The sequence below is a fragment of the Streptomyces sp. MMG1533 genome (genome assembly GCF_001279775.1).
Lineage (GTDB): Bacteria > Actinomycetota > Actinomycetes > Streptomycetales > Streptomycetaceae > Streptomyces.
This window is the reverse complement of the sequence record NZ_LGDG01000063.1, coordinates 71000-92039: the sequence shown is the minus strand read 5'-3', so window position 1 is coordinate 92039 and position 21040 is coordinate 71000. Positions and strand designations below refer to the sequence as shown.

At 72.1% G+C, this 21040-nt stretch carries 20 protein-coding genes; 9 read left to right on the top strand and 11 right to left on the bottom strand.

Annotated features, from left to right (window positions below):
* Positions 1 to 2 precede the first annotated feature (2 nt).
* The 3 genes from ADK57_RS10180 to ADK57_RS10170 are packed head-to-tail and all read right to left on the bottom strand — an operon-like array spanning position 3 to position 2796.
* Positions 3 to 764, bottom strand: a complete 762-nt coding sequence (locus tag ADK57_RS10180) for a cupin domain-containing protein (RefSeq protein ID WP_053749052.1) — start codon at positions 762 to 764, stop codon at positions 3 to 5.
* Complete coding sequence (locus ADK57_RS10175; RefSeq protein ID WP_053749051.1) at positions 758 to 1684, bottom strand: PmoA family protein; 927 nt, start codon at positions 1682 to 1684, stop codon at positions 758 to 760. The genes ADK57_RS10180 and ADK57_RS10175 overlap by 7 nt, the downstream gene beginning before the upstream one ends.
* Complete coding sequence (locus ADK57_RS10170; RefSeq protein ID WP_053749050.1) at positions 1681 to 2796, bottom strand: Gfo/Idh/MocA family protein; 1116 nt, start codon at positions 2794 to 2796, stop codon at positions 1681 to 1683. Before ADK57_RS10170 ends, ADK57_RS10175 begins: the two co-directional genes overlap by 4 nt.
* Before the next feature lie 431 nt (positions 2797 to 3227).
* On the opposite strand from ADK57_RS10170, the gene ADK57_RS10165 reads away from it, so the two are divergent.
* Both ADK57_RS10165 and ADK57_RS10160 read left to right on the top strand, forming a co-directional pair.
* Positions 3228 to 5333, top strand: coding sequence for a PEP/pyruvate-binding domain-containing protein (locus ADK57_RS10165; RefSeq protein WP_053749049.1), 2106 nt, complete (start codon positions 3228 to 3230; stop codon positions 5331 to 5333).
* Entirely contained in the window at positions 5330 to 6256 is a 927-nt protein-coding gene (locus ADK57_RS10160) for a hypothetical protein (RefSeq protein WP_234390099.1), read from the top strand. The genes ADK57_RS10165 and ADK57_RS10160 overlap by 4 nt, the downstream gene beginning before the upstream one ends.
* 57 nt (positions 6257 to 6313) lie before the next feature.
* On the opposite strand, the gene ADK57_RS10155 is transcribed toward ADK57_RS10160, so the two are convergent.
* Positions 6314 to 6976, bottom strand: coding sequence for a response regulator (locus ADK57_RS10155; protein WP_053749048.1), 663 nt, complete (start codon positions 6974 to 6976; stop codon positions 6314 to 6316).
* 1 nt (position 6977) lies between these two features.
* Positions 6978 to 8120 (bottom strand): sensor histidine kinase, encoded by a 1143-nt coding sequence (locus tag ADK57_RS10150; protein WP_053749047.1) that lies wholly within the window; start codon positions 8118 to 8120, stop codon positions 6978 to 6980.
* A gap of 200 nt (positions 8121 to 8320) precedes the next feature.
* Between ADK57_RS10150 and ADK57_RS10145 the strand changes: the two genes are divergently transcribed.
* Positions 8321 to 8929, top strand: a complete 609-nt coding sequence (locus tag ADK57_RS10145; protein ID WP_053749046.1) for a hypothetical protein — start codon at positions 8321 to 8323, stop codon at positions 8927 to 8929.
* On the opposite strand, the gene ADK57_RS10140 is transcribed toward ADK57_RS10145, so the two are convergent.
* Complete coding sequence (locus tag ADK57_RS10140; protein ID WP_053749045.1) at positions 8907 to 9689, bottom strand: class I SAM-dependent methyltransferase; 783 nt, start codon at positions 9687 to 9689, stop codon at positions 8907 to 8909. The genes ADK57_RS10145 and ADK57_RS10140 overlap by 23 nt on opposite strands.
* Before the next feature lie 212 nt (positions 9690 to 9901).
* On the opposite strand from ADK57_RS10140, the gene ADK57_RS10135 reads away from it, so the two are divergent.
* The 3 genes from ADK57_RS10135 to ADK57_RS10125 all read left to right on the top strand — a co-directional run bounded on the left by ADK57_RS10135 (position 9902) and on the right by ADK57_RS10125 (position 13250).
* Positions 9902 to 11152 carry a sensor histidine kinase gene (locus ADK57_RS10135; protein WP_053749044.1) on the top strand — a complete coding sequence of 417 codons (1251 nt, stop codon included), beginning with the start codon at positions 9902 to 9904 and terminating at the stop codon, positions 11150 to 11152.
* Complete coding sequence (locus tag ADK57_RS10130) at positions 11149 to 11778, top strand: response regulator (protein WP_053749043.1); 630 nt, start codon at positions 11149 to 11151, stop codon at positions 11776 to 11778. The genes ADK57_RS10135 and ADK57_RS10130 overlap by 4 nt, the downstream gene beginning before the upstream one ends.
* Positions 11779 to 12065: 287 nt before the next feature.
* The gene (locus tag ADK57_RS10125) at positions 12066 to 13250 is read left to right on the top strand and encodes a flavin-dependent monooxygenase (RefSeq protein ID WP_053749042.1); all 1185 of its coding nucleotides are present in this window, start codon (positions 12066 to 12068) and stop codon (positions 13248 to 13250) included.
* 70 nt (positions 13251 to 13320) lie between these two features.
* On the opposite strand, the gene ADK57_RS10120 is transcribed toward ADK57_RS10125, so the two are convergent.
* On the bottom strand, positions 13321 to 13899 hold the full coding sequence (locus tag ADK57_RS10120; RefSeq protein WP_234390097.1) for a hypothetical protein: 579 nt from the start codon (positions 13897 to 13899) through the stop codon (positions 13321 to 13323).
* 217 nt (positions 13900 to 14116) lie between these two features.
* On the opposite strand from ADK57_RS10120, the gene ADK57_RS10115 reads away from it, so the two are divergent.
* Complete coding sequence (locus tag ADK57_RS10115) at positions 14117 to 15205, top strand: DUF6183 family protein (protein ID WP_053749041.1); 1089 nt, start codon at positions 14117 to 14119, stop codon at positions 15203 to 15205.
* Positions 15206 to 15312: 107 nt separating this feature from the next.
* Positions 15313 to 15882 carry a hypothetical protein gene (locus ADK57_RS49850; RefSeq protein ID WP_078973048.1) on the top strand — a complete coding sequence of 190 codons (570 nt, stop codon included), beginning with the start codon at positions 15313 to 15315 and terminating at the stop codon, positions 15880 to 15882.
* Between the two features lie 2 nt (positions 15883 to 15884).
* Here ADK57_RS49850 and ADK57_RS10105 read toward each other — a convergent pair whose 3' ends face one another.
* From ADK57_RS10105 to ADK57_RS10090, 4 genes are read right to left on the bottom strand one after another with little or no spacing between them, the layout of a single operon-like run.
* Positions 15885 to 17147: an NAD(P)/FAD-dependent oxidoreductase gene (locus ADK57_RS10105; RefSeq protein WP_078973047.1), complete on the bottom strand. Its 1263-nt coding sequence runs from the start codon at positions 17145 to 17147 to the stop codon at positions 15885 to 15887.
* Positions 17144 to 17938, bottom strand: a complete 795-nt coding sequence (locus ADK57_RS10100) for an amino acid ABC transporter ATP-binding protein (RefSeq protein ID WP_053749039.1) — start codon at positions 17936 to 17938, stop codon at positions 17144 to 17146. Before ADK57_RS10100 ends, ADK57_RS10105 begins: the two co-directional genes overlap by 4 nt.
* Positions 17935 to 18714, bottom strand: a complete 780-nt coding sequence (locus ADK57_RS10095; protein ID WP_053749038.1) for an amino acid ABC transporter permease — start codon at positions 18712 to 18714, stop codon at positions 17935 to 17937. Before ADK57_RS10095 ends, ADK57_RS10100 begins: the two co-directional genes overlap by 4 nt.
* Before the next feature lie 10 nt (positions 18715 to 18724).
* On the bottom strand, positions 18725 to 19627 hold the full coding sequence (locus tag ADK57_RS10090) for a substrate-binding periplasmic protein (protein ID WP_234390095.1): 903 nt from the start codon (positions 19625 to 19627) through the stop codon (positions 18725 to 18727).
* 231 nt (positions 19628 to 19858) lie between these two features.
* Here ADK57_RS10090 and ADK57_RS10085 point away from each other — a divergent pair, with 231 nt between their 5' ends.
* Positions 19859 to 21037 carry a CdaR family transcriptional regulator gene (locus ADK57_RS10085; protein WP_053749036.1) on the top strand — a complete coding sequence of 393 codons (1179 nt, stop codon included), beginning with the start codon at positions 19859 to 19861 and terminating at the stop codon, positions 21035 to 21037.
* Positions 21038 to 21040 lie beyond the last annotated feature (3 nt).

The following is a 21040-nucleotide window of genomic DNA, read 5'->3' as shown; positions in this document are numbered from 1 at the left end:
CGTTACTCGCCCTGGTAGGGCAGCGTCGTCCCCGGCAGTGCGTACTCGTCCCGTCTGCCGCACATCCCGAAGCCGCCGAGCCGGGTGGGCGCGGCCTCGTGCGCGGTGGCCTCGCGGAGATACGCCGGCTCGCCGTCCGCCAGCGCGTCCAGCTGGGCGCCGGTGCGTTCGGCGGTGGCCAGCGCACCGGCCCGCCACAGCTCGCGCCAGGCCGGCACCTTGGCGCGCACCAGCCGGGCGGCGGCGCGCTGGAACTCCAGGTACGGGCCGTTGTCGCCGGCGACGAGCGCCTCGCGCAGCACGAGGTAGCCCTCGACGGCGAGGTCTCTGCGGCGGCGCGCTGCCGTGGCCGTCCGAGGTCCTGTGCCGGTCGGGAGCGCGGCCGCCGCCGCGTAGGAGTCGGGGTCCGCGAGGATCTCGGGCGGGAAGGTGAAGACCGCGTCCCCGGCCTCCGGCAGGCCGCTGTTCTGCATCAGCACGGTGATCCGCAGATCACCGCCCTGCACCATCCGGTGCACGGTGCCCGGCGTGAACCAGGCGACCGATCCCGGCTCCAGCGGGATGTCCCGGAAGCCGTCGGGGCTGAGGGTCTGCACCGCGCCCCGGCCACCGGTGACGACGTACGCCTCCGTGCACACCAGGTGCAGATGCGGGCTCCCGCCGCACACTCCGTCGGCGGCTTCCCAGTCGTACGCGCTCAGATGGGACAGGCCGACGGCGCCGGGCAGGGGGTGCGGAAGGACGGGCTTGGGCTCGCTCACCACGGCAGCCCCTCCAGGTACGTGCCGACGCGATCACCGTCCCAGGCGCCGTCCGCGACGACGACCCGGTAGCGGTACGCGAACGACTCGCCGGGCGGCAGCTCGAACTCCTCGAAGAACGCCCAGGAGAACGCGACCGTCGGAAACGGCTCGGAGCGCACGAACCAGTGCGAGGGGTGGACGGCCGTCTTCTCGTCCAGGTTCTCGGGGGCGTGCGCGAAGACGAGCGTGGAGTGCGCGTCGACCTCGTCGTGCTGGGTGGTGAAGGCGAGCCAGGGGCTCTGGGTGCCCATGAGCTTGTCCGCGTCGGCGTCGGTGTCCGGGGCGAAGACGGTGCCGCCGGTGAAGTCGCGCGGGCCGCGCCACTGCAGGCCGGTGTAGCCGGCCATCTCGCGGCCGGCGGTGGTCGGGGAGCCGAAGGCGAGGGGCGCGTCGCGGAGGTTGGTGAGCCGGATCGACCAGTCGAGGGCCCAGGCACCGGCCTCCTCGTCGACCGAGTGGACGGCCAGACCGCGCTCCTCGCGCGCCCACCGGGCGCCGCCGTTCTCCACCCAGGTGAGCTCTTCGGTGAAGGCGAGCCGGCCGTCCTCGACCGTGAACGCGGGGAAGCCGTCGTGGCGCATCGAGCCGATGCGCTCGGGCAGGGGCAGGTAGCCCTGGCCGTGGACGTAGCAGTTGCCGCCCCAGAAGTTCTGGCCGGACAGATGGCTGGCCGTCATCTGCAGGCCCTTGTGCCAGCGGTGGTCGTTCGGGCGGTAGCCGGTCACCGTGCGTCCGGCGAGGGTGCGTACCGGGTGGGCGTAGGGCTTGCGGGACTCGAAGGCCTCGGGATCGGGGCGGTAGACGTAGCGGAGGATCTCCGTGCCGTCCGCCGCCTCGACCGCGATGTGCTCGCCGTGGACGTGGGTGACGCGGATGCTCATGCGCGCTCCTTGGGGGCCCAGTGGGGGTGGTCGCCGTGCATGGCCGGGTAGAACGGGTCGCCGGCGCCGATCTCGCCCGCGTGCACGGGGCTGCCGGTGAACGCGGCCTTGTAGAGCGCTGCGGCGAATTCGAGGGTCGCGCGGGCTTCGGTGCCGCTGTTCGGGGGCCTGACACCGTTGTCGTGGGCGTCGAGGAGGGTGCCGAGCTGGGCGGTGTGGGAGCTGGGCACGTCCGCGGTGGGGGTGTTCCAGGCGGCGGCACGCTCGGAGGGGACGTGCGGGGCGGGGGTGTAGACCCAGTCCTCGTTGCGGTGCCCGTACAGGTGGGTGAGCTCGACCGTCGCGTCCGCGCAGTCGATGCGGATGCGGCTGACCTCGTCCGGGGAGAGCACGCTGTTGACGACGGTGGCGAGGGCGCCGTTCTCGAACCTGACCAGGGCCGTGGACACGTCCTCGCTCTCGGTGTCGTGGACCAGCCGCGCCGCCATGGCCCGGATCTCCGTCCACGGGCCGAGCAGGTGCAGCAGCAGGTCGTACTGGTGGATGCCGTGCCCCATCGTCGGCCCGCCGCCCTCGGTGACCCACTTCCCGCGCCACGGCACGGCGTAGTAGGCGGCGTCACGGTGCCAGGTGGTCTGGCAGTGCGCGACCCTCGGAGCACCCAGCTCACCGCTGGCGATCAGTTCACGGGCGTGCACCGCGCCGGAACCGTAGCGGTGCTGGAAGACCACGGCCGCGTACGCTCCCGACGCCTCCTCGGCCGCCGCGATCTTGTCGTACTCGGCGAGCGAGAGGGTCAGCGGCTTCTCGCACAGCACCCAGGCGCCCGCCTTCAGCGCCGACACCGTCTGCTCCCGGTGCAGGGACGGCGGCGTGCCGATGAGCACCAGGTCCGGGCGTGCCGCGTCCAGCATCGCGTCCATCGACGTGTACCCGGCGACGCCCTCCCCCGCCAGCTCCCGGAAGGCGTCGAGTCTGCCCGGGTCCACGTCGACCGCGGCGACCAGCTCCACGCGGTCGGAGTGGGCTCTGACAGCGGGCAGATGACTGCCGCTGACGATGGCGCCAGTGCCGACCACGGCGACGCGGCGGCGAGCTGGGCGTGGGGACATGCGGTCCTCCTCGGGCGTCCGACGTCGGGACGCTGACGTGCAGAAAGCGCTTGCTTCTCTAGGTCGACCCTAGATCCCGGCCGAATGCCCGAACAAGCCCCCGTGAGGTGATATCGAAGAAACGCACCCAACTTGTTTGCTTGACTCAAGTAACTCCAATATGATTGCCTAACTCAAGCAAAGACACCCGTGGGGGAACCGGGCCGAACGGCACCCCCGATCGGACGCAGAGCGGAGTTCGACCGTGAGTGCCCTCGTGACCTGCTGCTTCATCGTCGCCGTCGCGGCCGGCCCGGCCGCCTTCACCGCGGCCCGGCGCGGATGGGGCCAGCGCGCGGCCTGACCCGCCGCTCGCGGTGCCGGTCGTCGCCGTCCTTGCTTCCACACCTCTGTCGCCACACCTGTCCACGTCCGCACAAAAGGAGTAGATCATGGGTTTTCTGGTGGCAAACCTCGCCGTCGTGCCGCTGGACACCGAGCGGGCGAAGGACCCCGCCGTCACGGGTGCGAAGGCCGCCAATCTGGCCCGCTCGGCCGTGGCGGGCCTGCCGGTGCTGCCGGGGTTCGTGCTGGTGCCGGCCGACCGGGCACCCGGCGCGCCCGCCGGGGAGGACGCGGTGCGCACCGCCTGGCGGGAACTCGCCGGGGCACGGGATGCCGAGCGGGCGCTCGTCGTGCGGTCCTCGTCCGCCCACGAGGACACCGAGGACTCCTCCATGGCGGGGCGTTTCGACTCCGTGCTGGACGTGCGCGGGTGGGAGGAGTTCACCACGGCGGTGCAGACCGTGCTGGACTCCGCCCGACGCGTGCAGCTCCTGCATCCGCCCGCGGACGCGCCGCCCGACGACGGGATGGCGGTGCTGGTGCAACCGATGCTGCGCGCGGCCATCGGGGGCGTGATGTTCACCGCCGACCCGGTGGCGGGACGTACCGACCGGCTCCTGGTCAGCGCGGTCAGCGGCGGTCCGGACCAGCTCGTCGACGGCAGCACGCAAGGGGTGCGCTACCAGCTGACACGTTTCGCCCGACTGGTGCGGACCGAGCCCGCCGAGCCCGCGGGGCAACGGCTGCTGACGCACCGGCGGATCACCCGGCTGGTGGCGCTGGCCAAGAAGACCGAGCGGGTCTTCGGCGGGCCCCAGGACATGGAGTTCGGCTTCGACTCCGGCGGAAAGCTGTGGCTGTTCCAGGCGCGGCCCATCACCGCGATGGCCGCCCGGCCCGCGCGCGGAGCCCGCCTGCTGGGCCCCGGCCCGGTCGCCGAGACCCTGCCCGGGGTGCTCCAGCCCCTGGAGGAGGATCTGTGGGTGACGCCGATGTCGCACGGTCTCACCCTGGCCCTGGACATCGCCGGGGCTGCCCCGCGCCGCACGCTGCGCAGGCTGCCGGTGGTCTCCACGGTGGACGGACGGGTCGCCGCGGATCTGCGGCTCCTGGGTGCCGTACCGTCCACGCACCCCGTGCTGGACTTCATCAACCCGGCGCCGGGGGCCCGGCGAGCGGGGGCGGCCTGGCGGATCGGCAGGCTGCGGTCCGCGCTGCCGCTCCTTGCGGCCGACCTGATGGCGGACGTCGACCGTGCCCTCGCCGACATCCCCGAGCCCGGGCAGCTGCTCGGCGGCCAGCTGCTGGACGCCGTCTCGTGGGGCCGCGAGGTGCTGTCCTCCCTGCACGCCCAGGAGTCCCTGGCCGGCGCGCTGCTCGGCGCGGGGTCCGGGGCCACGGGGGCCGGTGAGGCGCTGGCCGCACTGGCCGAGGGCCGTTCCCGGGGGCTCACCGAGGAGGCGCTGCTCGCCCGTCACCCGGTTTTGATGGCCCTGCTGCCTCCGACCCTGGGCGACCGCGCTCCGTTGCCGGGGCACACGGGCTGGACGGCGTTGCCGCGCGGCGTGGGCGCCCTGCCGGTGCGGGAGGGGCTGCGGCTGCGGATCCGCTGGGTGCAGGAGATGCAGGCCCAGATGGTGCGCGAGCTGGCCGGGAGGCTCGATGCCGGCGAGTGCGCCCCGGGACTGTCCCGGCTGGCACTGCTGCGCTGGGAGGAACTGGTGAAGGTGACGGAGGACGGAGGGCTGCCGGCCGATCTGGTCCGGCGGGAGCCGAGGTCCCCGGACGCGGGTCCGCTGCCCGCCGCGTTCCGGCTGGCCGACGGCGTGCCCGTGGCCGAACTCCCGCCGGGCCGACGGAACTCGGACGACGGCCAGGGCGCCGGCGGCGGGTTCGGCGCCGGCACGGCCTGGGACGGCCGCGGCGAACGTCCCGAGCACGCGGTCCTGGTGGTCCGCTCCCTCGACCCGGCGCTGGCCCCGGTGCTGCCCGGACTGGCCGGACTGGTGGCCGAGACCGGCAGCGCGCTGTCCCATCTCGCCGTGCTCGCCCGAGAGTTCCATGTACCGACCGCGGTCGGCGTCCCGAACGCGGTGGACCGCTTCCCGAGCGGCACCCCCCTCACCGTCGACGGCGGCACCGGCGCCGTGACGGCGGAGCACCCCGACGAGAGCATCCTGCCCACCACACACGGAGAGGAGCCGGCGGCATGAAGAGCCTGAGAATCGTCGGTTACGTCTTCGGCGGACTGTCCGCCGTCTACGCCGGCTACTACATGGTGCTGTACCTGACCCGCTGGGAATGGCAGCGGGCGATGATGTCCGGAGTCCTGCTGCTCGTGGTCGAGGTGTTCCTCGCCACCGTCGTGCTGCTGACCCGGTTCTCCCGGCTGGAGCAGCGGATGGAACAGTCCGACGCCCGGGTGGAGGAGGTGCGGCAGCGGCTGCAGCAGAGCCGCGCGCCGCATCCGAACCGGTTCCGCTGGATGAACTCGACGCAGATGCAGGAACTGGACGGCACCCAGCACACGTTCGTGTTCGTGCCCGTCCTGATGGCGGCCGGCGCGGCGCTCTCCGGTATCGCGATGGTCATCCAGAAGCTGGCGGGCGCCACCGCCCGGCCGGGCGCCGAACGCCGGCTGGCCGGACGCCTGGCGGCCCTGACCGCCCCGCCGCTCGGACCGCGCGCCGGCAGGACACCGCTGGAGAGCAGCCAGGCCGTGCCGCCCGCCCGCACCCGCCGCACCCTGCTCGGCGTGGGGGCGGCCGTGGCCGGCCTGATCCTGGTGCCCGTCCTGTGGACGGCACTGGCCGACGCGACCCAGACCCGGGCCCAGGACACGCCCGACGCGGAGAGCACGACCATGGTCTTCCGCGTCGAGGTCAAGGCCGACGGTGGCGACACGGCCCTGCAACTCGCCGCGCAGGACCTCTGGGAGACCTGCCGCCGCTCCACCGCCGCACAGAACGACAACACCACGCTGAGCCGGATGAAGGACGGCGTCTACACGGGCGTGATCCGGCCGGCGCTGCCCGAGCACGACGTGATGCGGCTGCGGGGCTGCATCGAGGACGCGAGCACCAACCGCACCAGCGCGGCCGTACTGGGCGAGGGGCAGGCGCAGTCCAGGCACTGAGTCACATCGACGCAAGCGGACGGGCCCGTCATCGAGCGGTGCGACGGGCCCGTCGGTTCACAGCAGCCCGAGGTCCCGGGCGCGGAGCGCCGCCTGGGTGCGGTCGCGCAGAGCGAGGCGCTGGAGGATCCGGGAGACGTGGTTCTTGACCGTGCCCTCGCTGAGATACAGGCGTGCGGCGATCTCCCGGTTGGTGTGCCCGCGCGCCAGGAGCCGCAGGATGTCCGTCTCACGCGGGCTCAGCGCGACGGCGGGAGGCGCCGCCGCGGGGCCGGAGCGCGGCAGGGAAGCGGTGAGGTGGCGGGCGACGGACGAGTCGAGCTGGGTGACGCCCGCATGCGCCAGGCGGACCGCGTGCGCCAGTTCCTCGGCCGGCAGGTCCTTGAGCAGGTAGCCGTGCGCACCGGCCCGCAACGCCTGGACGACGTACTCCTCGTCGTCGAACGTCGTCAGCATCACCACCCGGCACCGCGGCGCCCGCTCCCGCAGAACGGCGACCGCCTCGACTCCGTCCATGTGTGGCATGCGTACGTCCATGAGCACGACGTCCGGGTCCAGTTCGAGCGTCCTCGCCACGGCTTCCCGGCCGTCCTCGGCCGTGCCCACGACCGTGATGCCCGGCCGGATGGAGAGCAGGGACGCGATGCCGTCCCGGATGAGTCGCTGGTCGTCCACGACCAGCACCCGCACGGGCGGCACCGGTTCGGGCCCCTGGTCCACGTCAGGTCTCCCCCGTCTTCCCGCGTGGCACGGTCACCGTCAGCCGGGTGCCGGCGCCGGGACTGCTGTCGATGTCCACGCTCCCCGCCACCAGTTGTACCCGCTCTCTCATTCCGAGCAGCCCGACCCCGGTGGCGGCCGCGTCCGGTGCGAAGCCCCTCCCGTCGTCGGTCACCTCCAAGCAGGCCGCATCGTCGGCCAGCCGGACCGCCACCGTCACCCGCGAGGCCGCCGCGTGCCGGCGCGCATTGGTCACACCCTCCTGCGCTGCCCGGTACAGGGCGGTCAGTTCGGCCGTGCCGTAGCCGGCCTCGTCACCGCTGACCTCGACGAGGACCTGCGGCCGTGTTCCGGCGGCCTGTGCGAGGCCGGCCAGCGCGTCCGCGAGCACGGGCCGTGCCGCCTCGCCCCGCAGCGCGCGGACCGACTGTCGTACGTCGCCCAGTGCGAGCCGCACCGACTGCCTCGCCTCGGCAAGGGCCCGCTGGGCCGCGTCGGGGTCGAGGGCCCGGAAGTCCGAGGCCATCTCCAACTGCACGGACATCGCGGTGAGATGGTGCCCGAGACTGTCGTGGATGTCCCGGGCCAGCCGGTTGCGCTCGGTGGCTGCGGACAACTCGGCGACCCGCGCCGCGTATGCCTCCAGTTCGCGCCGGGCGCGCTGTTCGCCGACGGCCACCGCAGCCATCGAGACCGCCAGCACCAGGCCGACGCAGAGCATCAACAGGTCGGACACGCGCTCCAGGTCCCGGTACCAGCCGGGGGCGGTGAGCAGGTAGACGACGAGCAGCCCGGCCAGGCACAGCGCACCCAGCACCAGCGCGGTGGTGCGCCCGAAGGCGAAGTAGGCGGTGAACGGCAGCAGCACGAAAAGCACTTGGGACAGTCCGGAGGCGTCCAGGACCACCACGGCGCCGATCAGCCCGCACCGTGCCAGGAGCAGCGCCATCCGGGCCGCGGGCCGGCGGTGTGCCACCGCTTCCAGGGCGAACAGCACTCCGATCGCTGCGACGAAACCCGAGGTCCGCCAGACCGCCGGCCCGGGTCCGTCACCCAGACCGGCCACCGCGAAGTACAGGCTGCCGGCGAGTACCGCCCCGTACAGCAGCGGTGCCACCCACCGGACCGGCACATACGCCGCCATGCGCACCCCCTCCCCCGCTGTCGTCAGCGTAGGCCGAACCCGCCGGCAGGGGAGCGCCCCCGGCCGGTTCGGGACGAACGGCACATGCCGAACGGCCACCAGGGCGGTGACCTACGGCCGCCGAGGCCGACGTCCTTCACCTCCCGGCGCCCGCCGAGCACTCCCTACGGTGACGGCCCGACCCACTTTGGGAGGAACCCATGTCCTCGTCCACGCTTCGTGCCGGCGCCCTGTGCGGGCTGCTGTCCGGCCTCCTGATCACCCTGCCCGCCCTGGTCGAGGCGTTCACCGGGGAGACGTCCGCGACCAGCGTGCCGCTGGCCCTCTCCCCCGCGTTCGCCCTGCCACTGCTCACCGCCCTGCACCTGCGGCAGGGCCGGGCCACCGGGCGCCTCGGGGAGATCGCCCACGCCGTGAACCTCGTCGGGCTCGGCCTGTTCGGCGGGGCCGCGTTCGCCTCGAACCTGGTGCTCTTCCACTTCGACGACGACGTCGTCGACGAGACCCTGACCGGCCCCACGATCCCCGTGTTCATCGGCTCAGCGGCCGTCTTCGCCGTGGGCTGCGCCCTGTTCGGGGCGGCGACGGTCCGCGCCCGGATCCTGCCGAGGGTTCCGGCGTGGGGATACGCCACCGTCCTGCCGCTGTTCGCGTTCCTGACCTCGCTGCCCGACTCCCTGCTGACCGGCGCGCTGCACCTCCTGGTCGGCGTGATCCTGGTGTGGCTCTCGACGGCGCTGTGGCGAACGTCGGGCCGCGAACACCTGAACGCAGAGGAGGACCTGATCAGTTCACGTCCCCGCGGGTGACGCGGATCTTGGACTGGCCGTGCGGCAGCTCCTCCCAGTCGTCCATGAAACGGGCCCGCAGACCGTGCTTCCCGGCCAGCTCCACCAGGGTCTCGGTGCGGTAGTAGAAGTCCTCCCGAAGGACATGGTGTTCCTCGCCCTCGGTGCGGTCGAAGGTGAAGTCGAACCAGCCGCCCGGCGCGAGAATCCGGCCGACATGGGCCAGGCATTCGTCGATGACCGGCAGCGGCGAGTGGGAGAAGACGCTGTGTGCGTGCACCACGTCGAAGTGCGCGTCGGGCAGGAACCGCAGTGTCAGGTCGCGGACCGGGGTCAGCGTGGGGAGTCGCTGCTGCAGGCCCATCTCCACGATGGTGTCCTGCGCGGCGACGAGGATGTCGGGCGAGATGTCGATGCCGTGGTAGTGCCCGGGCTCCAGATGCCGGATGAACCTCCAGCCGCCCCGCAGGTTGCCGCAGCCGATCTCCAGCATGCGGTGCTCGGGGCGCAGGCCGTGGCCGAGCAGGTAGTCGAACTGCATCGCCCCCAGCGCGAGCCATCGTTCACGACTGCGGCTGCCGACCGCCGCGTCCGGGTCGGTCCGGGTGTCGGAGCGCATCACGGCCCGGTAGTAGGAGACGTGGTCGGTGTGGCGGTGGCGCAGCCACAGGTCCCGGGCGGCGCGGGTCAGATGGCGGGGCACCCGGTCGGGGTGGCGCAGGGCGTAGCCGATGCGGTGGCCGAGGGCGGAGCGGTTGACGGTGACGTTCTTGGCGGGCACGGGTCGCTGCCTTTCCGAGGGGCGGATGCCGGGCGGTTCGTGGCCTGGTGCCGGGTGGCGATCCCAGGCGGCTCGGGTCGTGGTTCCAGCCTCGGTGCGGGAGTGGTGCGGCCGGCTCGGTCAACAGGCTGCGGTCCTCGTGCGGTTCGGGTGACGGCCGGGTCAACCGATCGGTTGATGCGGTTGCGCGTCGGACGCGTTAGACACGGAGGATGAGACACACCGATCCGGACGAGCGCTGGCTGGGCGCGGTCGTGCACGGCGCGTTCTTCCTGCTGCTCGGCTCCTCGTTCGCCCGTTTCCTGACCCGCGACCAGGGCGGAGCGCGCGCCGGGTGGGTGGTGGCCCTGTTCGCGGCCTTCTGTCTGCTGTACGTCCTCGGTTGTCTCCTGGCTCCGGCGCCGCGCCCCGGTTCGCCGCCCACCACGCGTCATCTGGTCTGGCTGGGCTCGGTGTCCGCGGTGTGGGTCGTGCTCCTGGTCCTGGCGCCGAGCGCCACCTGGTGCGCGATGCCGCTGCTGTTCGCCGGGCTGCACGCGCTGCCGCCGCGGATCGCGGTGCCGGTGGCGGCCGTGCTCACCGCGCTGGTCGTCGCCTCCGAAGTGCGCGTCGCCGAAGGCACGCTGAACCCCAACATGGTCGTCGCCCCGCCGGCCGTCGCCGCGGTCGCCACCGCCGTGATGGTCCATCTGCAGCGCCAGGGGGCCCGGCAGCGCGTCCTGATCGAGGATCTGGTCCGTACCCGCCACGAGCTCGCGGCCACCGAACGACGGGCGGGAGTCCTCGCGGAACGCCAACGGCTGGCCACGGAGATCCACGACACGCTCGCCCAGGGCCTGTCCAGCCAGCAGATGCTGCTCCAGGCCGCCGGGCGCGTCTGGCGGACGGACCCGGACGCGGCCCGCGAACACGTGGACAGGGCGGCGGAGATCACGTCCCGCAGCCTCGCGGAGGCCCGCCGGTTCGTCCACGACCTGGCGCCGGCCGACCTCGCCGAGCACACGCTGCCGGGCGCGCTCGCCGTACTCGCACAACGCGAGAGCGGTCCCGGGCTGGCCGTCGATTTCCGGCTCGACGGAGAGCCGGGCAGGCTGCCGGAACGGGTCGAGGCGGCGCTGCTGCGGATCGCCCAGGGAGCGCTGGCCAACGTGCGCGAACACGCGGCGGCGACCCGGGCCGCGCTGACCCTGACCTGTCTGGACGACCAGATCTCGCTGGACGTCGCCGACAACGGGCGCGGATTCGAGGGGGATCCCTCGCGCGCACCGTCCGGCCCGGCCCCCGACAGCGCGCGCGGGCACGGACTGCCCGCCATGCGCATCCGGGCGGCACAGGCGGGCGGCACGCTCACCGTGGAGTCCACGCCCGGCGAGGGCACCGTCGTATCGGCGGCGATCCCCCTGGCACCCTTGGCCTCCGCGGTCCGGTCCGCCTCGAACACCCCCAAGGAGCCCGTCCTGTGACGCCCGTCCGGCTGTTGTTGTGCGACGACCACGCCGTGGTACGTGCGGGGCTGCGCGCCCTGCTGTCGAGTGCTGACGGCATCGACGTGGTCGGTGAGGCGGCCACCGGCGAGGAGGCGCTCGCCATGGCGTCGCGGCTGCGTCCCGACGTCGTGCTGATGGATCTCCAGCTCGACGGCGGGATGGACGGAGTGACGGCCACCAGGAACCTGACCGCCGGCGGTGCGGAGGGTCCGCGGGTCCTGGTGCTCACGATGTTCGACACCGACGCCGACATCACCCGCGCCATCGAGGCGGGCGCCACCGGCTATCTCCTCAAGGCCGAACACCCCGACGAACTGTTCACCGCGATCCGCAACGCGGCCTCCGGCCGCACCGCCCTGTCCGCTCCGGTGGCGGACCGGTTGATGACCCGGCTGCGCAGCCCGCGCCCCGCCCTGTCCGCGCGCGAGCACGAGATCCTCGGGCAGCTCGCCCGCGGCCTGGGCAACCGGGAGATAGCCCGGGCCCTGTTCATCAGCGAGGCGACGGTCAAGACCCATCTCGGACGGATCTACGGCAAGTTGGGCGTGGAGACGAGGGCCGGAGCGGTGGCGGTCGCCAAGGAGCGACGACTGCTGGCGTGAGGCCGGCGCACGACTCGCCGGCGGTCGGCGCCAGATGTATTGGTCACTCGGCCCCGCCCGCCTCGGGCCGATCCTGCACCTGCCCGCCTCGACCGTGTACCGCATCCTGGTCCGCCGGTGGACCACAGCCTCAACCGCCGTGTACGTGGTGATCGTGCTGCTGCCGGCCTGGCCCACTGATCAGGAAGATCGCGGCGCATGTCACCAACTCGGCTGCTGCGACGCACCGTTGACTCTTCAGGCCATCCGCGTCACGGTGAGGAACCCGTCGCACCCGGAGGTCCGCCATGGCTCCGTCGTCAGCGCCCCGCTCCGATGCCGGCCTCGTCGAGCGCGTACGGGCGTTGCGACCGCTCATCAGGGAGCACGCGCTGCGCACCGAACAGGACGGAAGGGTGACGAGCGAGGTCGCCTCGGCGCTGAGCGACGCCGGGATCCACCGGATGAACGTCCCCCGGCGGTACGGCGGTTACCAGACCCGATTACGCACACAGGTCGAGGCGCTGTCGGAGGTCGCCGCCGCCTGCGGCTCCACCGCCTTCAAGACGCTGATCCAGGCGGGCTGTTCGTACATCGCGGCGCTCTTCCCCGACGAAGCGCAGGACGAGATCTTCTCCAGCCCGGACGTGCGGGTCGGCGGCACTCTCATCCCGGATGCCACGGCGGTCGCCACGGACGACGGCTATGTCGTCAACGGCACCTCGGCCTTCGCCACGGGCTGCCAGGACGCCGACTGGCACCTGCTGACGGTCCGGGTCGAATCGGCCGACGGGCCGCCCGAGGTGCTGTGGACCGCCGTCCCCATGGGCGAGTTGGAGGTCCTGGACGACTGGTACGTCTCGGGGCTGGCCGGCAGTGGCAGCAACAGCGTCGTCGCGCGTGACGTCGTCGTCCCCGCGCACCGCGTCCTGCCGGTCGGCCCCCTGCTGGGCGGCGACTTCCCCTCGAAGTCCAACGCCGACGAGCCCTTCTACCGGATGCCCGTCCTGTTGCTGTTCTGTGCCTGGACGGCGCCGAACGCCCTCGGTCTGGCGCGGTCGGCACTGACGGAGTTCACCGAGCGCATCCATCGGCGGGGCATCACGTACACGTTCCACGAGCGGCAGCACGAGGCGGCCGTCACCCATCTGCAGGCGGCCGAGGCGGCGATGAAGATCTCCTGCGCCGAGTTGCTGACCGCCGAGTTCGTCGCCCTGATCGAGTCCCGGTCCGCGAGCGGGGATCCGTACACGGTGGAGGAGCGCGCCAGGATCCGGGCGCAGAGCGGCTATGTGACGCGGCTGTGCAAGGAGGCCGTCGACCTGATCGGTTCAGCCTCCGGAGCCTCCTCCCTGCACCGGGACGTGCCCGTGCAGCGGGCGGTGCGCGATCTGCACGCCCTGAGCCTCCACTCCTTCGTCAATCCCGCCACCAACCTGGAGCTGTACGGCCGGGTCCTGTCCGGACTCGACCCGGGCACGCCGTTCCTGTGAGTCGCCTTCCTCCGGGTACCGCTGTCGAAGGTGCCGAGGGACCACGCCAAGTGCCGAGGGACCACTCGACTCAGCGATACGTCTCCTCCACCTGCCCGAATCCCTCCGCCCGGCTCCACCGAAGCCGCGTGGAGCCGTTGGTGAAGCGGAGGTGACGCGAGTCGCCCTCGGCGGTGGCCTTCTCCCAGCCGTCGAAGGCCTTGGTGAGCTTCGCGTCCCACCGCGACAGGTCCCCGGTGCCGACCGCGGCGATCGATTCCTCGGGGGGCTCGCCGTCCGCGCAGTAGTAGCCCCAGTCGGCGATGACGGCGACCGTGCCGTCGAACTCCTCGAGCGTGATGCTCTGGCAGGCGTCCGCCATGGTCCGGTACACCACCCGGGGCTTGCTCCACTCATCCGTCCCGGCGTCCCGGTGCTGTTCCACGAGCCCACTGCCGGCTGCGTACGACACGCCCACGTGCCGGCCGTCGGACAACTCGATCTCCTCCCCGAACCGGACGGACGTCGTCGCGGACGGCGTCGACGAGGCGCCACCGGCACCGGCCTCTCCCCCGGCTCCGGACGGCCCGCAGGCCACCGCACCGCCCAGCAACAGCACCACCCCGGCCAGTGCCCGTGGTCGGCCACCGCGCATCAGCGTGTTCCTCATCGATCCATTCTGTTCCGAGCTCCGCACGGCGGCCGACACCAGCCGCGGCGGCGTCGGGCCGGATGAGCGAAGACCACCCGGTTCGCGGTGCCCGGAGACCACGGCCGGCGGTCTTCGACGAATGCTCCGCCCAGTACCCGGGTTCCCTTCGCCCATGTCGGAGTGCGATGGACGCGCACCCACCGCCTGGCGAGCACACGCCTCTTAGGGTGATCACATGTCCGAACTCCCCGACGACGCCTCGCTCAAGGTGTACGCCGCCACCGATCCCGAACGCCTTCACGACCTGGCACTGACGGCCTCCAGCAGCCACGACATCGCGAAGCTGTCCCGGCTCCTGGCCGATCAGCGGTCGCAGGCGGCCACCGACTGGGCCGTGCGCCTGGCGGAACGGCTGGGCCGGGAGCGGACGGACACCTGGCGGGCGCTGGCGCGGCGGATCGCCTGGCAGCTCGCGCAGCGGCCCAGCATCGTCGCGCTCAGGCCGCAGTTCGAGAACCACACGCCCGTCGCCCTGGACGATCCGGCGACCGAGTTCCGAGCCTGTCTGCTGCACGAGATGGCGCTGCGCTTCGGCTTCGGACGCCGGCACGACGACGTCTACCTCGACTACGGGGCCGGGCTGCGCGCCCTCGGACACCCCCTGGCCTGGCTGCCGTTGGGCTCCCTGCACTTCGAGCACAGCATGCGCGCAGGGGCGTACATGGAGGGGCTCATGGTCGGCTCCGCCACTCCGGAGAGCCTGCGCATCGCCTACCCCGAGATACCGCCCACCGAAGGCGGCGCCCGCGCCGGCCGCGCCGCCCGGAGGGTGCCGGACGAGTCGCGCGCCGAGTCGGCCGCCACGGGGTTCTCTCAACTCGCGCAGTACGAGGCGGCGTTCTATGCCCTGCCCGAGCCGCTCGACGCGGGCGACTTCAACTCCGCGCTGCTCGCCGAACTCGACGCCGACTGCCTCGACGCCGTCACGACGGACACTCTCGCCACGGTCCACACCACCGCCGACGATCTCGCCGCCGACCTCTTCATCGCCGCTTTCGGAGGCGGCCTGTGGAACGAGGGGCACCACGGCGCCTACGCCCGACTGTTCACCTGGCGCAGCCTGTACGCGCTCATGGACCTCGACACGGAGGTGTCCCACCACGACGCCGTGCGTCTGGCCGCCGACCACCGCTGGCTCCGCTTCGCCCTCGCGCCGTACACCGACAACCGCTGGTTCGCCGGCGACCTCACGGACACCGCCTTCGCCTGCCTGGACCCCACCCGCACGCGCGTCGCCGTGATCGCGGCGAGCGAGACCGACTGAGGGCCGGAACGCGTGGTTCCGTGGTATTGACAGTCCAGTTGGGGTGATCGACGGGCGGGGGCGCTGTGCTCGACAGGGGCAGGGGTACGACCGCGAGGGCGGCGGTGATGTGCGCGACGCAGGTACTCGGTCTGGCCGGCTGCGCCTTCGGCAGCGGCGAAAGTTCGGCGGAGCCGACGGACGCGGCGATCAGTACGGTGACCGCCTCCTCCGCCTCCTCCGCCTCCTCCGCCTCCACCGAGTCCCCGGCCACCTCCGCCTCACCGTCGCCCGACTCGCCCGCGCCCTCGCCCTCCTCCTCTTCGGCTTCCGCGAGCCCGTCCCCGGTGCCCGTCACCGGACCGGAGCAGAAGCTGGTGACCATGACGGTCAGCGGCGGTTTCGCCGGTGTCAGCCGACAGGTCGTCCTCCGGGGCGACGGCACTGTCCGCGTCAGTGACAAGGGCGAAACCGTCGTACGGCGCACCAGCGCGGCCCAGTTCGGGGAACTGCGCACACTGCTCGGGGATCCGGCACTGGCCGAAGTCTCCGAGGTCACGATCGACATGGGGGCGGCCGACAGGTTCCAGTACACCCTGCGCTTCGACGGTCGTACGGTCATGACGGACCGCTCCGCCGAGGAGCCCCCGCTCGACCGCCTCATCGACGCCCTCAGTGAATGGCTGCCGACGCACTGACCTCACCGGAGTCGGTCGAAACGGAAGGGCGTGAGGGCCTCGGGGCGGCGGCCGGTGAGGATGTACTCGGTGAGCCTGTGACCGGTGACGGGGCCCAAGGTGACACCGAGCATGCCGTGCCCGGTGGCCGCGTAGGCGTTGGCGTGGTCCGGGACGCGGTCGATGACCGGGAGTCCGTCGGGGAGGAAGGGCCGTCCGCCGACCCAGGGGTCGCGGATCAGGCCGACCAGGTCGTCGGGATCCTCGAACCAGCGGCCCAGGTAGTGCCGGCTGGCGAGGGCGACGGCCACGACACGCCGCCAGTCGAGGCGGTTGTTGTTGCCGCTGAGTTCCATCGTGCCGCCGATCCGTGTGGTGGTGCCGATCGGCGAGGCGACGGCCCTGCGCTCGCCGAAGTACAGCGTGTGCCGGGGGGCCGGATCAAGGTCCACCGAGAAGCTGTAGCCCTTGCCCGCCTGGAGCGGCAGCGGATGTCCCAGCGAAGTCAGCAGGCGGGAGGAGCGCATGCCGGCCGCGATGACGACGGCCGCGCAGGGAATCTCGCCCTGTGCGGTGCGCAGGGCGGTGACGCGGTCCCCGGAGGTACGGAACCCGACGGCCTCGACGTTCTCGTGGACCTTCACCCCGGAGGCGACGAGCGCCTGGCCCAGCCCGTGGGCGAACGCCTCGGGGTCGACCACGCCCTCCCCTTCGACGAGGTACGCCGCGCGCACCTTGGACGACAGGGCGTCGTCCAGCAGCCGGGCCTCGTCCCCGGTGACGACGTCGTCGGGTATCGGGTAGCGGCCGTCGGCCATCTCCTGTTGCAGGGCGAGGTGGTGGCGGGCCTCGGTCGGGGACAGGAAGGCGTGGACCATGCCGGGACGGGTCAGGGTGGTGTCGACGCCGGCCTCGCGCAGGCCGTCGAAGAGGTCAAAGGTGGTGCGGTTCAGCTCGGCGACCGCGGTGTAGCCGCGCCGGAAGGCGGCGGGTGTGCTGCTGCGCCAGAACCGCCACAGCCACCGTACGAACGCCGGATCGGGAAGGGGTCGCAGGTAGAGGGGCGAGTCCGGCCGTCCCAGTGAGCGCAGCGCGTACCGTACGACGCCCGGTGCCGGGACCGGCGTCGAATGGCTGAGGCAGACCCAGCCCGCGTTGCCCCGGGAGGCCCCGGAGCCCAGGGCACGGCGTTCGACGACCTCCACCGGGAGGCCCGCCTCGGCCAGGTAGTACGCGGTGCACAGTCCCACGACGCCGCCCCCGACGACCACTACGGGAGCGGTCATGACGCCGACCCGTACGAGGCGAGGAACTCCCGGGTCCGGATCCGGGAGGGGTTGTCGAGGACGTCCTGCGGGCGTCCCTCCTCGACGATCCGGCCGCCGTCGACGAAGACGACATGGTCGGACACCTCGCGGGCGAAGGGCAGCTCGTGGGTGACCAGCAGCATCGTCATCCCGTCCGCGGCCAGTTCCCGCATCACCGCCAGGACCTCCCGGGTGGCCTCCGGGTCGAGGGAGGAGGTCGGCTCGTCGAAGAGCAGCACCTCCGGCTTGAGCGCGAGTGCCCGCGCGATGGCGACGCGTTGTTGTTCCCCGCCGGAGAGCTGGTCGGGTAGGGCGAGACCGCGGTGGGCCACGCCGACCCGGCGCAGCAGCGCGACGGCCCGCTCCAGTGCCTCGTCCTCCGGGACGCCCGCCTTGCGCTGGGCCAGGACGACGTTCTCGACTGCCGTGAGGTGCGGGAAGAGGTTGAACCGCTGGAAGACCATGCCGACGGTGCGGCGCAGCCGGGGCAGGTCGTGGCAGACCGTCCGGCCGGCGCTGTGCACCACTTCGCCGGCCACCTCGACGGTGCCCCGGTCAGGGCGTTCGAGCAGGTTGACGCAGCGCATCAGCGTGGTCTTGCCGCCGCCGCTCTGTCCGATGACGCTCACGATGCGGCCGCGGTCGACCTCCAGGTTCACGTGGTCGAGCACCAGGCGGCCGTCGAAGGACTTGCTCAGCCCCTCGATCCGTACGACCGCGTCGGTGCCCGCCGACGGGACGGCCTGCGCCGTGGTGACGGGCTCGGTCATGCCGCCGCCTCCTTCTGCTTGAGGTCCGCGGCGCGGTCGGCGCCGAGGTCTGCGCCGAGGTCGGCCGCAAGCAGTGCGCGGGCGGTGCGCACCCGCCGGCGCCGCCACGGGGACAGGGGGACGCCCGCCCGCACCTTTCGTTCCAGTAGCAGAAGCAGCTGGGACAGGGGGTAGCACAGGGCGAAGTAGACGGCGGAGATGACCAGGTAGACCTCCAGCGCCCGGAAGGTGGCCGACGTGATGAGCCGCCCCTCGGACATCAACTCGGCGGCGGAGACCGTGACGAGCAGCGAGGTGGACTTCAGCAGGTCGACCAGCATGGTGTTGGTGCCGGGCAGGGCCTGACGTACGGCCTGCGGCAGGACGACATGGACGAAGATGCCGGCCCTGCCCAGACCCAGCGCCTCGCCGGCTTCCGTCTGTCCGTCGTGCACGCCGCTGATCGCGGAGCGGAAGATCTCGGACAGGTAGGCGGCGTAGAAGACGACGAGACTGAGGCAGCCGGCCGTGAACACGTCCAGCCGGAGCCCGGCCGAGGCGAGGCCGAAGTAGGTCAGGAAGATGATCGCGAGGAGCGGGATGTTCTTGAAGACCTCGGTGTAGACAGCGGCAAGGACACGCAGAGGCCGCGCCTTGGCGATCCGGAGCAGCGCCACCGCCAGGCCGAGGAGGACGGCGCCGACGAAGCTCACCACGGTGTACGAGACGGTGCGCCCGAGTGCGTCGAGCAGGTCCGACCGGTAGTCGGACCAGGGGACTTGGAAGAGACCGGTCATGTCGGCGTCCTCACTGTCCGATGGACGGCGGCGTCCAGTCCTGCGGCCGGTCCACGCCGCGGCGCGCGGTGGCGACGTCGGCGGTCGGCTTGAGGAACTGTTCGGGGTCGCCGCCGTACTTCTCGACGAGCTTCGCCATCTCGCCGTTCGCGTACATGGCGTCGATCTGGGCGGAGACGGCCTTCTCCAACTTGGTGGCCTTCTTGGGGAGGTAGAAGCCGGTCTGGTACGGCTGGAAGTACTGGTAGGCGGGCTTGGCCTTGACCTCGGCCGCGGTCGGCGGTGTCAGGTACTCCGTGCTGATCTTCAGCTCCGGGCGCTGCTTCTGCGCCGCGATGATGATCAGCGGGTCGAGGAAGCCGACGTCGACGCGGCCCGCGCCGAGGTCGTCGAAGACCCCGGTGGCGTCCGGGTAGGCGTGCAGCTCGGCGCCGGGCACGGACTGGATGGACTTGACCCAGACGTAGCCCTCGACCGTGGCGAGGTCGAGGCCCTTCAGGTCGTCGACCGTCTTGTAGGTCTTGCCGTTGCGGACGGCCATCGCGGGGGGCGAGTAGTAGGGCGGGTCGGTGAACAGGCCCTGCTTCTGCCGGTCGGCGGACCAGGCGACGCCGCCGATGGTGATGTCCGCCCGGCGGGACTGCACTCCGGCGAGCATGCCGGCGAAGTCGGTGACCTGGGGTTTGATCTGGAGGCCCAGTTTCTTGGCCACGTAGGTGAGGATGTCGCCGTCCAGTCCGACGATCTTGCCGCCCTGGACGCTGGTGTAGGGCGCGTACGGCTGGACGGCCACCTTGATGACGCCGGGCCTGAGCGTGCCCAGGGCGGCGGTCTTCGCGGACACGTTCTTCGGGGCGTCGTCGCCGTCGGAACCGCAGGCGGCGACCGAGGAGAACAGCAGTAGGGCGGTCATTGTGGATACGAGAGAACGCACACGAGTCATCGGCTCGGGCCTTCCGTAGGTGCGCTGAAGGAGCCCGCCGTTCACCGCGCTGTGCCCCCGGCGGGGATGTGATTGAGCCCATACGCTAGGGATCAACCTCCGGCGAGTCACCGTTCACTTCGTATGAACTTGTGGCTGAAATCGCTCGGTCCCCTGTACGGTGCGTCCAACCCCGGCCCGCCCGCGACGGGAGGAACCCCCGTGCTGAGCCCGTCCCTCGCGCAGGAGATCGCCGGGGACACCTCCGCCGTCATCGGCTTCAACGTGCTGATCACCGATGCCGAGGGCATGGTCATCGGCAGCGGCGACAGCAGCCGGGTCGGCACCTTTCACGAGGCGTCCGTCGAGGTCGTCCGCACTCAGGAACCCGCCACACACAGCGCGTCGCAGGCCCAGCGGCTGCGCGGGGTGCGTCCCGGGGTCACGCTGCCGCTGGTGACCGGCGGCCGGGCGGTGGGCACCGTCGGGATCACCGGAACCCCCGCCCAGGTACGCCGCTTCGGGCTGCTGGTGAAGCGTCAGACGGAGATCCTGCTGAGGGAGTCCGTGATGCTGCGCTCCCGCCTGCTCGCGGAGCGGGCCGCAGAGAAGCTGCTCGCCGACATCGCCGCGTACGATCCGCAGGTCGTGGAAGGCGACTTCCTCGTGTTCCGGGCCGCCGAACTCGGCTTCGACCTGCGGCTGCAACGGGTCGCGGTGGCTTTCGAGGTGACCGTGCCCGATGCGACCGCCCGACGCCGGGGCGCCCCCACGCAGGACATGGCACTGATCCGTTCGGAACTGCTCCGCACCGTCCGAGAGGTCTTCGCCGACCCCCAGGACATCGTGGCCGGCACGGCTCCCGGCTGGATCGGCGTCCTGCACCGGCTTCCGGCCCGCGGTTCGACGGCGTCCCTGGTCGCCGACTGCCGACGGGTCACCGATGTGATCGCCGCGCAGGACGGTCTCGCCGCCCGTGCGGGGATCGGCGAGCCGGCCATCTCGGTCGCCGGTCTGCACGACTCCTACCAGGACGCGTGCGACGCCCTCCGCCTGGGGGCCCGGCCGGGGGACGGCTCCCCCGTCCATCTCATAGCGGACCTGCGGGTCCACCAGGTCCTGGCGGCGGTGGGCCAGTCCGCCCGCAGCCGACTGCTCGACGTCACGGCCGCGGACCTGCGCGCCCAACCGGACTGGCCGGCGCTCCGCGACACGGTCACCGCCTGGTGCGAGAGCGGGTTCAATCTGCTGCGGGCGTCCGCGGCCCTGCACATCCACCGCAACACCGTCGTCTACCGGATGAACAAGATCGAGCAGATCACCGGCCGCCCGCTGCGCGACCACCGCGCGACCCTGGCCCTCTACCTCGCCTGTCTGGCGGATCGGCTGGGCAGCGGTTGACAG

What these genes read in the sequence shown, in the direction of transcription:
- ADK57_RS10175 (WP_053749051.1), bottom strand. Translation starts at nt 1,684, where the DNA reads ATGAGCATCCGCGTCACCCACGTCCACGGCGAGCACATCGCGGTCGAG.
- ADK57_RS10170 (WP_053749050.1), bottom strand. Translation starts at nt 2,796, where the DNA reads ATGTCCCCACGCCCAGCTCGCCGCCGCGTCGCCGTGGTCGGCACTGGC.
- ADK57_RS10165 (WP_053749049.1), top strand. Translation starts at nt 3,228, where the DNA reads ATGGGTTTTCTGGTGGCAAACCTCGCCGTCGTGCCGCTGGACACCGAG.
- ADK57_RS10160 (WP_234390099.1), top strand. Translation starts at nt 5,330, where the DNA reads ATGAAGAGCCTGAGAATCGTCGGTTACGTCTTCGGCGGACTGTCCGCC.
- ADK57_RS10150 (WP_053749047.1), bottom strand. Translation starts at nt 8,120, where the DNA reads ATGGCGGCGTATGTGCCGGTCCGGTGGGTGGCACCGCTGCTGTACGGG.
- ADK57_RS10145 (WP_053749046.1), top strand. Translation starts at nt 8,321, where the DNA reads ATGTCCTCGTCCACGCTTCGTGCCGGCGCCCTGTGCGGGCTGCTGTCC.
- ADK57_RS10135 (WP_053749044.1), top strand. Translation starts at nt 9,902, where the DNA reads ATGAGACACACCGATCCGGACGAGCGCTGGCTGGGCGCGGTCGTGCAC.
- ADK57_RS10125 (WP_053749042.1), top strand. Translation starts at nt 12,066, where the DNA reads ATGGCTCCGTCGTCAGCGCCCCGCTCCGATGCCGGCCTCGTCGAGCGC.
- ADK57_RS10120 (WP_234390097.1), bottom strand. Translation starts at nt 13,899, where the DNA reads ATGAGGAACACGCTGATGCGCGGTGGCCGACCACGGGCACTGGCCGGG.
- ADK57_RS10115 (WP_053749041.1), top strand. Translation starts at nt 14,117, where the DNA reads ATGTCCGAACTCCCCGACGACGCCTCGCTCAAGGTGTACGCCGCCACC.
- ADK57_RS49850 (WP_078973048.1), top strand. Translation starts at nt 15,313, where the DNA reads ATGTGCGCGACGCAGGTACTCGGTCTGGCCGGCTGCGCCTTCGGCAGC.
- ADK57_RS10105 (WP_078973047.1), bottom strand. Translation starts at nt 17,147, where the DNA reads ATGACCGCTCCCGTAGTGGTCGTCGGGGGCGGCGTCGTGGGACTGTGC.
- ADK57_RS10100 (WP_053749039.1), bottom strand. Translation starts at nt 17,938, where the DNA reads ATGACCGAGCCCGTCACCACGGCGCAGGCCGTCCCGTCGGCGGGCACC.
- ADK57_RS10095 (WP_053749038.1), bottom strand. Translation starts at nt 18,714, where the DNA reads ATGACCGGTCTCTTCCAAGTCCCCTGGTCCGACTACCGGTCGGACCTG.
- ADK57_RS10090 (WP_234390095.1), bottom strand. Translation starts at nt 19,627, where the DNA reads ATGACCGCCCTACTGCTGTTCTCCTCGGTCGCCGCCTGCGGTTCCGAC.